The following is a 14,792-nucleotide window of genomic DNA, read 5'->3' as shown; positions in this document are numbered from 1 at the left end:
GTTCATTAGGTTGCCATTAAGAAGTGAAAATATTCAAGTCATATCCTTATTTTTCCAATATTAATTTTTCAAAAAATTAGTGATATAGAACTAGATCTTTAGTAGTATATAAATATAAGTTATGAGGGGGCAAATGGAATTTATGAAAACTAAAATAAATTATGATGATCTTTTCGAAACTTATAAATCTCTCTTTGACTATAACCATGATGCCTGTTATGCACTTGATCTAGAGGGGAAATTTGTACTTTTTAATAAAGCTGCTGTTGACATAACAGGATTCTCTAAAGAAGAGGCTCTCCAAATGTCATTTTATTCTTTAATACAAAAGGAATCTTCAAAAAATACACTATATTACTTTAATAGTTTACTACAAGGAAACAGAGAAAAATTCGATACATCGATTTACCATAAAAGTGGAACTAGAGTAGATCTATCTATAACAGCGGTTCCAATTTATATTGATGAACAAATTTGCGGTGTTGTAGGCATGGCAAAGGATGTTACCGAAAAAAATACTTTAGAAACATTATTAAGTGGCCAAAACAATATACTCGAAATGGTTACCCAAGGATCATCTTTACAAGAAGTCTTAGACACGATTATTTATCTAGTCGAAAAGGTTTCCAATGGTGGAAGATGCTCTATTCATATAGTTAATGAAGATGGAACAAGTTTAATTCGTAATTCTTCACCAAACCTACCTTTGGGCTATAGTAATTTTATCAAACGCATACCTGTTGGACCTTCTGCTGGTAGTTGTGGTACTGCTACATATCGGAGGCGTACCATCATAGTAGAAGACATTGCCACCGATCCTCTATGGGTTGACTTTAAGGACGAAGCGTTGAACTATGGATTGAGAGCTTGCTGGTCATCGCCTGTCTATGATAATTTTCAAAAGGTCTTAGGTGTATTTGCTATGTATTATGACAAACCTAATACTCCATCAAAAGAGGATATGAACATACTAAAAAAAGCAACATACCTTGTCAGCTTGGTTATCCAACATTACCAGGCAGAAGAAAAAATCAACTTTATGGCATTCCATGATGAATTAACAGGATTACCTAATAAAAGACTATTTGATAAAAATGTACGTATAGCGATAACTAGGTCAGATACGGATCAAGATAAAAATAAAATGCTAGGTATTATGTACTTAGATTTAGATCGTTTTAAATTAATTAATGATTCACTTGGACATAACACGGGTGACAAGTTGTTAAAAGAAGTAGCAGAACGGCTACGAACCTGCATTCGAACAGAAGATACAATCTCAAGAAAGAGCGGAGATGAGTTTACGCTCTTATTAATAAATGTCTCAAAACAAGAAGTAAGCAAAACAGCTCAGAAAATCCTAAATCTTCTGGCAAAACCATTTTTAATTAATGGTCATGAAATATTCATCACTCCTAGTGTTGGAGTAAGTCTTTATCCGACAGATGATGGAAATCCGGATGAACTTCTCAGAAAAGCTGACGTTGCCATGTACCAGGCAAAGAAAGAAGGAAGAAATAACTTTCAATTTTATAATAAGTTACTAGATAAAAAAAATCATGAAAGATTAGAAATAGAAAACCAACTTAGAAAAGCACTGGATATGAATGAATTCTCACTTCAGTTTCAACCGATTATGGACCTAACTAGCAATGAGATTAAGAGTGTCGAGGCATTAATACGATGGAATAATCCTATTCTAGGAAAAGTCTCCCCAGATCGATTTATACCTATTACAGAAGAAACGGGATTAATTATTTCGATTGGTGAATGGGTCTTGCGGACTGCTTGTTTGCAATTGAAAAGTTGGGAAAACAATGGTTTTCATTCCTTGAAAATTTCCGTGAACCTATCTATCCGCCAATTTTATCAACCGAATCTCATATCAATGATTGATAATATTATCAAGGAAATCGAGATTAATCCTAGTAAACTAACTATTGAAATCACAGAAAGCATGACAATGGATGTAGAAACAGCAACATCTATTCTATACGAATTAAAAAATATTGGCGTTAATATCTCGATAGATGACTTTGGTACAGGATATAGCTCGCTAAGTTATCTTAAAACATTTCCAATTGATTCCTTAAAAATAGACCAGTCTTTTATTAGTGATATTAACAAAAGTAAGGATGATGAGAACATTGCAACTACTATTCTTGTAATTGCACACAACTTAGGATTAAGTGTTATTGCAGAAGGAGTTGAATCTAAGGATCAGTTAGAGATTCTCAAGCGCCATAAATGTGATGAAGCGCAAGGATATTTATTTAGCAAGCCACTAAATTCAGATGATATGTTGCATTTTTTAAGGCTCAATTCTTAATCTTGTTCGTTTTTTTAACTTCGAACTTGATGTAAATTGCGTCGTAACTACTGCATTTATTTGCTTTCTTTCGCTCTAGTTAAATCGGTGCTATACTACCGTTTCGGCAGAATACTTCGCTTTCCATGGGCACGACCTTAGCCTCCTCAGAATCAAAGAACGATTCTTCCGGGGTCTTCGGAACGCGCTGTTCCCATAGGACTTGAATTATCTTCCTGAATCACTACGCACGAAGAAAATTGAACTTCATTTTCGAGGAGTCTACGTATTCTGCCTCCACTAGTAATGGTGTTCTGATTAGCGATAGTAAAAACCCGTAATCATTAAGTTTCACGGACCTTTCTCCAATTGAAAGGGAGTGTTTATTAGCAGCTTAAAGTCGCTTTCTGTTTAATTGAGAAGAACTCCAAGAAATGCTTAATGTAATGAATATCACTACTTACTAATTTGAAATTTTAATTGCGTAGAAGTTTGTATTTTTTTATGAGTTTTAGTGTATTTACAACGCTAATAATACTGTTAATAACTCTGCTTATATGATGCTTGGAGCGGAGGGCAAATCAACATATTAGTTACGACAGTTTATAGATTTTGTGTCGAAAGCAACAATCTTTTAGATAGCCTTTTTAAAAGTCTTAATCTAGAGTGAATTCTATTAAGTAGGTAAAATATTAAGCTAATTAGGATGAACCACTTCAAAATCGGCAAGTGCGGTTTTTGGAGTTTTTTTCTGTCTTTTTGAGCAGTAGAATAACTAGGTCTCTAACCACAATCAGTACAACTCATTTATTCTATGGTATTATAGTTCGTATTCCGAAATTTCTCAAACAACAAATGTAATCATCTAGAAGAGGAGGGATATACTTTGACCAGATTCAGAGATTATCATAAAAATGTAAAAATTAGAATCATTCAGATCTTCTTCTCTGACATGGTCGCTGGAGCTATATTTCCATTTATCGCTATTTATTTTTCCGAATATTACGGAGCCACAATTACTGGATTACTATTATTTATAAACGTTGTTATTGGACTTATTGTTGGGTTGTATGGTGGATATTATGCTGATCTAATAGGTAGAAAAAAGTTAATGATTATAGCGGGATTTATACGAATGTTCGCTTTTATTGTTATGGCCATTGCTAATTCACCATTGTTTATTTCACCTGAATTAACATTTTTAATGGCTTTACTAGTAGGTTCTTCTTTAGGCTTAGACGGACCTGCTGCTGATGCAATGATCATTGATATAACAAAGCCAAGCGAGCGTAAGGGTGTGTACTCATTGATTTATTGGAGCTTCAATTTAGCTTTTGCGGTCGGTGGTATTCTTGGGGCTCTAACATTTAAAAATTATTTATTTGAGTTATTAGTTGTCTTATCCATTAGTAGTTTACTCTCAAATATATTAGTTATATTTTTTATTGAGGAAACATTGAGAAAAATTGAAACTGTAAGACAAAAACAGGTACTTCTAAACATGTTCAAGAGTTATAAAGAAGTAGCGGGAGATAAGTTATTTCTCTACTTTATTTTAGCTGGACTTTTGCTACAGTCAATTGAAAACCAAATGGAGAACTATATTGGGATTCGATTAAACCAGGAGATGCCTCAACAATCTTTGCTATTTATTGATGTTACAGGTATAGAGATGGTCGGATTTTTAAAAGCTGAGAATACGATAATTGTTGTTCTTTTGACAGTCTTCATCACTCGGTGGGTCTCAAAATTGAAAGAAGAACGGACTTTTTTATTATCTATTTTTATATTTACAACCGGCTATGTCGCGGTCAGCTACTTCAATAATGTCTGGGTACTGTTACTTTTTATGGCCATCGCCACAATCGGAGAGCTAATGAGGGTTCCCATTCAACAAGATTTTTTAGCAAGTATTCCAACTGATGACAAAAGAAGCTCTTACATGGCTTTGTATGGTATGGTGTTTTATGGTTCAATGATGGTAAGTTCGATTTTCGTTTCACTCGGGGCTTTGTTTAACTCTGAAACAATGTCCCTCCTCATATTACTTACTGGCTTCATAGGATTGATGATTATAAAAAGAATACTACCAGAGCTTAAAACGAGAAGAGATAACGTCTCATTAAAGAATCAAAAAGATATATTTACTGAATGATGAGCTTGACTCTATGTTAAGAACAAAAACCAACTAACTCATATGAGCTAGTTGGTTTTTGTTTTTCATTCTACATCCGAATAGTGTTCTTTGACGATGTCTGCGCAACGATTACATAATTCTGGGTACTGTTCATCTTTACCTACATTGTCAGATGCAACCCAACAACGTTCACACTTTTCACCGGAATGTTTATCAACAACAACGTTAACAAATTCATATTCTTTAGCATTAGAATCAGCTTCTACCACTTCCACACTAGAGACAATTAATAACTGATGTAGATGTTCTACATTAGCGAGTAAGTCTTTAGTTGCTTGATCTTTAGCAACTAATTTAATACTTGCTTCTAATGATTTCCCAATAATTTTCTCACTACGAGCTTCTTCCAAAGCTTTTAAAATATCGTCACGAACATCCATAAAGTGATCCCACTTAGCTTTTAGCTCTTCTTTATCTTTAACCTTTTTAGGTTCAGGCATATCTGTCAATTGGACACTTTCTTCTTCTACACCTGGAATATAACTCCACACTTCATCAGCTGTATGAGAGATAATAGGAGAAAGAAGTTTTACTAATGTCGTAATAATTTCATGATAAACCGTCTGGATGCTGCGACGTCTAATACTATCAGCACCTTCAATGTAAAGGACGTCTTTTCCAAAGTCTAAATAGAAAGAACTTAAATCAATCGCACAGAAGTTATGAATGTTGTGATAGATAGTTGAGAATTCATAGCTATCATAAGCATCTCTAACCTTCTTAATCAACTCTTGTAGTTTTGATAGCATGTAACGATCAACTTCTTGCAAGTTTTCGTCACTAATTTTGTCATTAGTTGGATCAAAATCATGTAAATTTCCAAGCATAAACCGGAATGTATTTCTTATTTTACGATATCCTTCAGATGTTTGCTTAATGATATCATCAGAGATTCGTACATCTGCTTGATAATCTACTGAAGCAACCCATAAACGTAGTATATCTGCTCCATATTGTTTCATGATTTTTGATGGTACCACAACGTTCCCTACTGATTTACTCATCTTTCTCCCCTTGCCATCTAGGGCAAAGCCATGACTAACAATGTTCTCATACGGAGATCTTCCGGTTACAGCAACAGAGGTAGAAATAGATGAATTAAACCAGCCACGATATTGGTCAGAACCTTCTAAATAAAGATCTGCAGGTCGCTGTAACTCTGGTCTTCCTTCTAACACAGCTTCATGTGAAGAACCTGAATCAAACCAAACATCCATTATATCCGTCTCTTTTGTAAAAGTTCCATTTGGACTATGTTCAGAATTAAATCCTTCAGGTAATAGATCTTTCGCTTCCCATTCAAACCAGATGTTAGAACCATGTTCTCTAAATAAGTTTGATACATGATTAACCGTTTCTTTAGTAATTATTGGTGTTCTATCTTCCCCGTAAAATACCGGGATAGGTACGCCCCAAGTACGTTGACGCGAAATACACCAATCCTCACGATCACGAACCATGTTGTGAAGTCTAGTCTCGCCCCATTTTGGATACCAGTTGATTCGTTTGATTTCTTTTAAGATATCCTCTCGGAAATCTTTTATAGAAGCAAACCACTGATTTGTAGCACGGAAGATTGTTGGCTTTTTAGTCCGCCAATCATGTGGATAAGAGTGAGTAATAAACTCTAATTTTAACAATGCGCCGACTTCTTCTAACTTCTGTGTTATTTCCTTGTTAGCTGCATCATAAAATAAACCTTCAAACCCGGGTGCCTCATCAGTAAAGACTCCTTTTTCATCAACAGGACAAAGAACATCTAAGCCATATTGCTTTCCGACGATAAAGTCTTCTTCCCCGTGTCCTGGAGCTGTATGGACAAGTCCAGTACCACTTTCTGCTGTAGCATGCTCACCAAGGATAATTAATGAATCACGATCATAGAAAGGGTGCTTAGCAACAAGATTCTCTGCCTGCTTCCCTTTAAAGGTTTTGGTAACTTCAGGGTTAGCCCATTCTAATACTTCTGAAACAGTCCCTAACAATTCTTGAGCAATAATATATTTTTTTTCATCAACTTTAACTACTGAATAATCAAGATCTGGATTCAAGCTAATTGCTAGGTTAGCTGGAATTGTCCATGGTGTTGTCGTCCAAATTACAAACTGCTCGTCACCATCTAACAAATCTTTTCCATCCTTAACTTTAAACCCAACATAAATTGATGCTGACCTTTTATCTTGATACTCAATTTCAGCTTCTGCCAAGGCAGATTCTGAAGAAGGAGACCAATAAACAGGTTTCAAACCCTTGTAAATATAACCTTTATTTGCCATATCACCAAACACTTTAATTTGAGCAGCCTCATAATCTTTTGTAAGAGTAATATATGGATTTTCCCAATCACCACGAACACCTAGTTGCTTAAATTGAGTTCGTTGATTATCTACTTGGCTTAAAGCATATTCAGCACACTTTTGTCTAAATTCAGCAACAGACATTTTCTTGCGATCTACTTTTTTCTTTGCTAGGGCTGACTCAATTGGTAATCCATGAGTGTCCCAACCTGGTACATATGGCGCCTGAAAACCGGCCATTGATTTATACCTAACAATAAAATCCTTTAAAACTTTGTTTAGTGCGTGCCCCATATGCAAATCACCATTCGCATAAGGTGGTCCATCATGTAATACAAATAAAGGTCTTCCTTCTGTACGTTTCTGTACTTGTGCATAAATGTTTACTTCGTCCCATTGTTGTTGCATTTGCGGTTCTTTGTTTGGTAGGTTTCCGCGCATAGGAAACTCCGTTTGGGGCATTAACAGGGTTTGTTTATAATCCATCTGATTTCCTCCTTGAAAAGTATTGATAACTTATTTCCTCTGAAAAACAAAATAATCGAATTCATGTAATTCCGGACAAATAAAAAAAGCCCTTCTTATCCCAAAGGGACGAGAAGAACTCGCGGTACCACCCTTATAGACTTTAATATACCCTTCTAATCTATAATAGACTAGAAGGGATTAAAACCCACTTGAAATTCGTAACGTGAATGAGGCGTCCATTTCTACTCAAAGATATTTCGAATGGATACTAAAGGGTGATTTTCTAAAAAGTCCATTGCATTAGGCTTCCACCATCCCTAACTCGCTTTAGCAAACATATACCTTTATACTTTCCCTGTCCGCGTATTTATCAATTATTTTTTTAATTAAAACTAAGGATAACCATTAACATAATTAAAATACTTATGTTAATGAATTATATGTAAAAATAGGATAAACGTCAAGGTTTAGTAATTATTTTTAACCTTGTCCTCTGTGTATTCAGATTCTTCGTCTCGATCTACATCAGTATCAAATAATCCATCCCAGTCGTCATTCTCAATTAAATCCAACTGAGCCTCAACAAGCATTTTTAGACGGGTACGGAATACTTTCGCTTGTTTTTTCAACTCTTCTACCTCAATTGAAATACGACGCGATTTATGAAGTGCTTCATTTATAATTCGATCAGCATTTTTCTCTGATTCTTTAATAATTAACTTCGATTCTTTCTTTGCATTTCCCTTAACTTCTTCAGCAGTTTCCTGAGCAATCAAGATTGATTTATTTAATGTTTCTTCGATATTTGTAAAGTGTCCTAATTTTTCATTTAACTGCTCTACTTTTTCTTTAAGTTCTTTTTTCTCACGGATAACAAGTTCATAGTCTTTTATAATCTGGTCTAAAAATTCATTTACCTCATCTTCATCATAACCTCTAAAACCACGAGTAAACTCTTTATTATGAATGTCCAATGGCGTTAATGGCACACCGGCCACCTCCTCACAGAAGTCTATTTTAAATTCGCACCTAACAATTAATCTTAACTATCCTTAACCATACTCCAAATAATTGCAGTTAAGATAAAATGTCTAATCCAATGAATTATCCACTACAGACTATCAGTAAGTTATAAATTCGACACAAAGTTTAAAAATCCTGCAAAAAAATCTAATTATTTTAATTTTTCAGTAGTGATTTTCCATTTTTCTTTTTTTGATAGACCTTGGATTTCTTTTAATTTACTTCTTCCTTTGCCTCTAAGTGAAATTAAGTCGGATTCCTCTAATTGAAATGCAGGATTTTCTACTATTTTAAAATTAACCTTCACAAGCCCTTTTTGGATATAAGTGGCCGCGCTTTGACGAGAGATATTATATATCTCCTTAATAATAACATCAAGTCGCAAAGACGTGACAGTTGTAGCCTGTGATTCCCAGGTTTCATTCTCACTCAGTAGGTTTTTTAAGGGAACATCTTCAAATGTTACTTTCGATTTCTTTATTTCTTTTAAGTTAAGTTTTACATATGTATCAATCTCAGAAGACACTATGATATGTATAATTCCATTTTGGACAACTAGGTCACCTAGCTTCTTTCTTTTAATTCCCATAGATAAAAAAGCTCCCAATACATCACGATGTTCTAATGTAATGAATTTAGTTGGGTACCTTGCCTCTAATAAGGTAATACCATAATCATCGATACTTATTTCTTCATAGAAAGGAGCAAGAACTGCACGTCGTCTTTCCGTATCTGCTCCACCACCAAAAAGCCCCCATGTATAATCTTCGTTCTTCCCAATAATTGATGTGAAAATTTTCTGTTCTCTTGGATTTAAGAAATCGCTAACTTTTACTTGGTAATTTTGTTGTACATTATCACGCCAAGAGAGGACCTGATCAATAAATGCGTGTTCTTCTTTTCTAAAATGTTGGTATATATCCATTTGCTTATCACCCTGGTTAAATGTTTCTAAAATATAATAGCATTAAAAAATTGGATTTTGTAAAGTTCTGACCTATAGTTAAAGCATGCCGTATAGGGCCCATAATCCACCAGAGGCAAACTGCAACACTAAGATAGCTACAATTGGTGAGATATCAATCATCCCTAGAGGAGGAATAATTTTTCTAAATGGTTCTAAATATGGTTCGACTATTTTACCTAAAAAATTACCGATAGATGACTCCCTAGCTCCTGGAAACCAAGACATTAAAATATAACCGATTAAAGCAAAACTATAAAGCTCCATAAGCGTACTTATTATGCTAAACAATTGGTACATTTATTTCTACCACCCTTTTTATTCTATATCATTGTCATCTATAATATCAGTTATACTTCCTGACACATCCACATTATCCGGAGTACAAAGAAATGTTTGAGCTCCTAGTTTCTGTATTTCTCCGGATACTGCATAGACAGTTCCACTTAAAAAATCTACAATTCGTTTGGCTTGTTTATGCTCAATTCGTTGCAAGTTAATAACAACAGATCGTCGATTTACAATGTGGTCAGCGATTTCTTGCGCCTCACTATAAGATCTTGGTTCACATAGAACCACTTTAGAGGACGATTGCATGGCTTTTAAACTCACTACATTCTTTGTATTGTTCTTATTTTTGTTAGCTGTTTCTGGTAATTCTAGTTCTTCTTCTACATACTCGTATTCATCATCCATAGTAAAGAAGGTTTTTATTTTATTCTTAAAGCTCATCTCATTTCACCTCAATCGCTGGACCCAACTAATCTTGATCCTACTCTTATATGTGTTGCCCCTTCTTCAATTGCAATAACATAATCGTTACTCATACCCATCGACAGATATGAACAGGGAGCATGCTTTAGCCATTTGTTCATTATTTCATCTCTTAATACTCTTAATCTTTTAAAATTATCCCGAATCATTTGTTCATCATCAACATGTGGTGCCATTGCCATTAGTCCTACAACTTTTACATTCGAATAATTTACTAATTCATCAATAAAATCGGGTACATCTTTTGGATCAAGACCATGTTTTGTCTCTTCTCCACTAATATTCACTTGAACAAAACAAGGAATTGTCCGATTTGCTCGTTTATTGATTTCTTTTGCTAGCGATTTTCGATCTAATGAATGAACAAAGTCAACCTTGTCTATTAAGTCTTTTACCTTCCTAGATTGAAGCGACCCGATGAAATGCCAATTCACTTGATTTTTAATCGTAGCGTACTTGTCTAAAAGACCTTCTAAGCGATTTTCACCTAAATGGTGTACACCCGCTTCTATCACTTCTTCTGCTCGTTTTATTGTAACATATTTTGTGACTGCTATGACTGTAATATCTTCTACATTTCTATTTACTTTTTCACATGCTTGTCTAATATTCGAATGAATTTCTTCTACATTAGCTAGTACACTCAATGGATAATCTCCTTTCTACAGTTCTTGGCTAAACCCAATAAATCCTAACATTCTACCTGTCTTTCCATGATCTCGGCGATGTGAAAAAAACATTTCTTTGTCGTTATATGTACAATAATTTGTGACACTAATGTTCTCTTCCAAAATTCCAGCTTCAACTAAATATTCCTTGTTTAACTGTTGTAAATCAAGTAGAAAACCATGTTCATTCCTTGTTACAACCTTTTCTTTCAATTGATCCGGGACATTAGATATAACTCGATCGTCTACTTCATAGTTTAATTTGCTAATACAAGGACCAATCGCAACCATCAGATCCCTAGTATTAACGCCAACTTCTATCAATTTGTTTACCATTTTCATTGCCATCTGATCAACTGTTCCACGCCAGCCCGCATGTGCAACACCAATCCATTTCGTTTTTGGGTCAAAAAAGAATAAGGGGACACAATCAGCGAAAAAGGCAGTACACAGTATATTAGTATGATTTGTTATAATACCGTCAATACCTTCAAGAGCATCTTGATCAGTTCGCGCCCCTCTTCCTGCATGATTTTGGTCAATTACTACAATATCTGTACCATGAACTTGCTCTCCCATAACCCAATTATCTAATGGTATGTTTATTATATCAGATAGCACAGTTCGATTTGTTAATACATCATCATAGTTATCAGCTACGTGGAGTCCCATGTTCATCGAATTAAAAGGTGATGAGCTAACACCTCCTGATCTTGTAGTGAATCCAACCTTTAATGTTGGTTCCATTTGGACCCACTTTTCAATCATCAAGACTGAATCTTCTGCTTTTTGAAAGTGTTCCATACTTCACATCCTCGTAGTTTCCCACTATTTTATCACATTTTATTTTTATTTTCTTGTTTAACTAAACTTGTTAGTTTCTGTGAATAGTCGTGGATGCTCATTTTTCTTTACCAGGATTACATCTGAACCAATAGTTACAATATTCTCCCATGGTATAACTATCTCTTCTTCTTTACCAAACATACCCATTATTTTTCCTTTCGTTCCTATAACTAAAAATAAGATTTTCCCTTTATCAACATCAATTTCTAAATCAGTGATATTTCCCAACTTTTTACCATCATCGACCATAATAATATCTTTAATCTGCAAATCTGTTAAAGTAACCATCCTAAACACCTACCTTTTTATTACTATATGCACGGTAAGCCGTTTATTTGTCTAGAATGAAATTTCTCTAGTACAATCATTGTAAAGCTTTTCGGTTATTTGAAAATATATCCAAACGTACCAAAAAAGCCTTTATCACATATACATGAGATAAAGGCTTATAGACTTATTCGAACATTTCTTTATTCATTTCTTGGATTGCTGCTTTTTCAAGCCGAGAAACTTGAGCTTGGGAAATTCCAATTTCCTCAGCAACTTCCATTTGTGTTTTCCCTTGAAAAAATCTCTTATTTAGAATCATTTTTTCACGATCATTTAAACGATGCATTCCTTCTTTTAAGGATAGTTTATCAAGCCAACTAGAATCTTTGTCTTTCTCATCACTAATTTGATCCATTACATAGATAGGATCACCACCATCATTATATATTGGTTCGAATAACGATACTGGATCCTGAATAGCATCCATTGCGAATACAATATCTGAATGTGGCACTCCCATCTCTTCTGCAATTTCCATTGGAGTTGGGTCCTTTGATGATTTGTTTATTAACTTTTCTCTTACTTGTAAGGCTTTGTAGGCAATATCCCTTAACGATCGTGATACACGAATAGGATTGTTATCCCGTAAGTATCTTCTAATTTCACCAATAATCATCGGCACAGCATAAGTGGAGAATTTAACATTTTGACCTAAATCAAAGTTATCGATTGATTTCATAAGGCCGATACAACCTACCTGAAATAAATCGTCCCCATATTCACCACGATTATTAAAGCGCTGAATAACACTCAGAACAAGTCGTAAATTACCATTAACCAACTGTTCTCTTGCTAATAAATCACCATCTTCTTGTACTTTTTTAAACAATTTTCTCATTTCATCATTCTTTAATACAGGTAATTTAGAGGTATCTACTCCGCAAATTTCTACTTTATGTCTTGTCATGATCTACCCTCCCGGTTGGAGATGCTATTCAAGGAACAGTATCTCCGTCCGAAAGAACTTTTATGCAGGACATTTCACGCTAGAATGACGTAAATAAGTTAAAAACATTGTGGTATAAGGGTTAAACCATTTTATTAAATTCTTTTTTTAATCGTCGTATTATTTTTTTCTCAAGACGGGAAATATATGATTGTGATATACCTAACATATCTGCAACATCTTTTTGAGTTCTTTCTTCCTCACCAATTAAACCAAATCGTAGTTCCATGATTTGCTTCTCTCTATCGTTCAACTGTGACAATGCCTTTTTAAGTAAATTCTTATCTACATTGGCTTCCAAATCTTTAATCGTAACATCGTCATCTGTTCCTAGCACATCTGACAATAACAATTCATTTCCATCCCAGTCAATATTTAATGGTTCGTCAAAGGATATCTCAGACTTTAGTTTATTGTTTTTCCTTAAATACATTAATATTTCATTTTCAATACAGCGAGATGCATAGGTTGCTAATTTTATTTTTTTCTCCGGATTAAAGGTATTAATTGCTTTAATCAGCCCAATTGTCCCTATACTAATAAGATCTTCAATATTGATACCAGTATTCTCAAATTTCCTTGCAATATAAACAACTAATCTCAAGTTTCTTTCAATGAGCATTGCCCTTGCTGCTTTGTCTCCAACTGGTAACCTTTTTAATAATTCTTGCTCTTCATCCTTGGACAATGGCGGAGGTAACGCTTCACTTCCACCTATGTAATATATTTCGTCTGATTTAAATCCCAACTTGATTAATAACTTATACCACCATAATTGGATTTTTAACTTCCATGTATTCATCTGTGAACATCTCCTTTTCTCTTTGCTATGCGGAAGTTGCTACCGAATGTTTAAATAGTTTTGGGTGTAACAAGCAATGATAACTTCCATCAGATGCTAGGTCCCCAAACTGTATCCCAATTAGTACATTTTTTGTTGAAATTTCCTTATCTTCATAGTTTACTAGAATTTTATCCGGTTTTAACACAATCATGAAGGTACGATTTCCACCTACACCTTGGTATGGGACTAAATGTATGACATCCTCCCATTCGCTAGGAATTTGTTCAAAATCTAAATTCACTTGAGCGCTTTCTAGTAACTGTAAATCATAAGCTGTAAACCAATGACTTAAAAATGACTGATCGCAGATAACAACGGGCTTTTTAGAAAAAGGATCAACTAATTGATTACCACTATCTACATATCCAATTGTAGTAAATGATTTTCCCTTTAATTGAATTGTCACATTATACAACTGATCATTGCGAAAGTTTTGTAAAGCTTGCTTGTCCATTTGCGACTTTGTGAACCACCAGATAATTGGAAATCCTATACCTACAAATAACCAACTTATCTGATCACCGTAGCCTGATTGAAATGTTAATATGCCATTATTAGAAGCTGAAATTTGTTTACCTAACATAAAATGCAATGCAATTAATCCACCTCCGAGTGCAAAAGATATAAAGTAAAATGATAATAACTTTTTAATAAATTGACGTATATTTTTAAATCCAAACGCCGTCATTATTATTAGTAAAGAATAAAGTCCCTTTCCTACTGTTGATGAAAAAAAAGAATCCGGAAAAAATAACGTGATAGGTACTAAAACTGAGGCAACGAATGCCCCAGAAATAATTCTTAGCGATTTGGTATTATCTCTTACAAGGGATTGTGTCAACAGTAGAATCATCCAATCTAGTAAAAAGTTAAGTAACCAAATCGCATCTAAATAGATAGTCACTCGATTCTTCCTTTCATTAGTCTTGCATTAAAGGATTTGTAGTTAGTATATCGAAGTTAAATTTAGAAGTCTGTCATATTTTGTGGTACATTCACAACTTATTTTCAGAAGTTATTAGTGAATTTGTCATACAGTGATACTTTATATTTTTAAAGTGAGTTTTACGGACCAATCGTGTTTTAATAATTTGTTCAAAAAAAGAGCCACCTGAAACATTAGTTTC

13 protein-coding genes and 1 other annotated feature are annotated in these 14,792 nt (G+C 34.3%); of the genes, 2 read left to right on the top strand and 11 right to left on the bottom strand.

What is annotated here, in order from left to right:
* Positions 1–142: 142 nt before the first annotated feature.
* Positions 143–2,329, top strand: coding sequence for a bifunctional diguanylate cyclase/phosphodiesterase (locus GH741_RS05785; protein ID WP_170287571.1), 2,187 nt, complete (start codon positions 143–145; stop codon positions 2,327–2,329).
* 865 nt (positions 2,330–3,194) lie between these two features.
* The gene (locus GH741_RS05780; protein ID WP_153735841.1) at positions 3,195–4,463 is read left to right on the top strand and encodes an MDR family MFS transporter; all 1,269 of its coding nucleotides are present in this window, start codon (positions 3,195–3,197) and stop codon (positions 4,461–4,463) included.
* 65 nt (positions 4,464–4,528) lie between these two features.
* Here GH741_RS05780 and ileS read toward each other — a convergent pair whose 3' ends face one another.
* From ileS to spoIIGA, 11 genes are all read right to left on the bottom strand, one after another.
* The gene (ileS, locus tag GH741_RS05775) at positions 4,529–7,288 is read right to left on the bottom strand and encodes an isoleucine--tRNA ligase (protein ID WP_153735840.1); all 2,760 of its coding nucleotides are present in this window, start codon (positions 7,286–7,288) and stop codon (positions 4,529–4,531) included.
* Positions 7,289–7,389: 101 nt separating this feature from the next.
* Positions 7,390–7,641: a binding site (T-box leader), on the bottom strand.
* Between the two features lie 96 nt (positions 7,642–7,737).
* Positions 7,738–8,259, bottom strand: a complete 522-nt coding sequence (locus tag GH741_RS05770; protein ID WP_338079260.1) for a DivIVA domain-containing protein — start codon at positions 8,257–8,259, stop codon at positions 7,738–7,740.
* A 185-nt stretch (positions 8,260–8,444) separates the two neighbouring features.
* Positions 8,445–9,218: a YlmH family RNA-binding protein gene (locus tag GH741_RS05765; RefSeq protein WP_153735839.1), complete on the bottom strand. Its 774-nt coding sequence runs from the start codon at positions 9,216–9,218 to the stop codon at positions 8,445–8,447.
* Positions 9,219–9,296: 78 nt separating this feature from the next.
* The gene (locus GH741_RS05760) at positions 9,297–9,557 is read right to left on the bottom strand and encodes a YggT family protein (RefSeq protein ID WP_153735838.1); all 261 of its coding nucleotides are present in this window, start codon (positions 9,555–9,557) and stop codon (positions 9,297–9,299) included.
* A gap of 18 nt (positions 9,558–9,575) precedes the next feature.
* Positions 9,576–9,989, bottom strand: coding sequence for a cell division protein SepF (locus GH741_RS05755; protein WP_153735837.1), 414 nt, complete (start codon positions 9,987–9,989; stop codon positions 9,576–9,578).
* Between the two features lie 11 nt (positions 9,990–10,000).
* On the bottom strand, positions 10,001–10,678 hold the full coding sequence (locus GH741_RS05750; protein WP_153735836.1) for a YggS family pyridoxal phosphate-dependent enzyme: 678 nt from the start codon (positions 10,676–10,678) through the stop codon (positions 10,001–10,003).
* 15 nt (positions 10,679–10,693) lie between these two features.
* Positions 10,694–11,503, bottom strand: coding sequence for a peptidoglycan editing factor PgeF (pgeF, locus tag GH741_RS05745; RefSeq protein ID WP_153735835.1), 810 nt, complete (start codon positions 11,501–11,503; stop codon positions 10,694–10,696).
* A gap of 57 nt (positions 11,504–11,560) precedes the next feature.
* Positions 11,561–11,833 (bottom strand): YlmC/YmxH family sporulation protein, encoded by a 273-nt coding sequence (locus GH741_RS05740; protein ID WP_153735834.1) that lies wholly within the window; start codon positions 11,831–11,833, stop codon positions 11,561–11,563.
* A 166-nt stretch (positions 11,834–11,999) separates the two neighbouring features.
* Positions 12,000–12,782 (bottom strand): RNA polymerase sporulation sigma factor SigG, encoded by a 783-nt coding sequence (gene sigG, locus GH741_RS05735; RefSeq protein ID WP_153735833.1) that lies wholly within the window; start codon positions 12,780–12,782, stop codon positions 12,000–12,002.
* Between the two features lie 121 nt (positions 12,783–12,903).
* Positions 12,904–13,623, bottom strand: a complete 720-nt coding sequence (gene sigE / locus GH741_RS05730) for an RNA polymerase sporulation sigma factor SigE (protein ID WP_153735832.1) — start codon at positions 13,621–13,623, stop codon at positions 12,904–12,906.
* 25 nt (positions 13,624–13,648) lie between these two features.
* Positions 13,649–14,569: a sigma-E processing peptidase SpoIIGA gene (spoIIGA, locus tag GH741_RS05725; RefSeq protein WP_338079259.1), complete on the bottom strand. Its 921-nt coding sequence runs from the start codon at positions 14,567–14,569 to the stop codon at positions 13,649–13,651.
* Between the last annotated feature and the right edge of the window lie 223 nt (positions 14,570–14,792).

The sequence above is a fragment of the Aquibacillus halophilus genome, assembly GCF_009649745.1.
In the GTDB taxonomy this organism is placed as follows: domain Bacteria; phylum Bacillota; class Bacilli; order Bacillales; family Amphibacillaceae; genus Aquibacillus; species Aquibacillus halophilus.
This window is presented reverse-complemented; position numbering and strand designations above follow the sequence as displayed.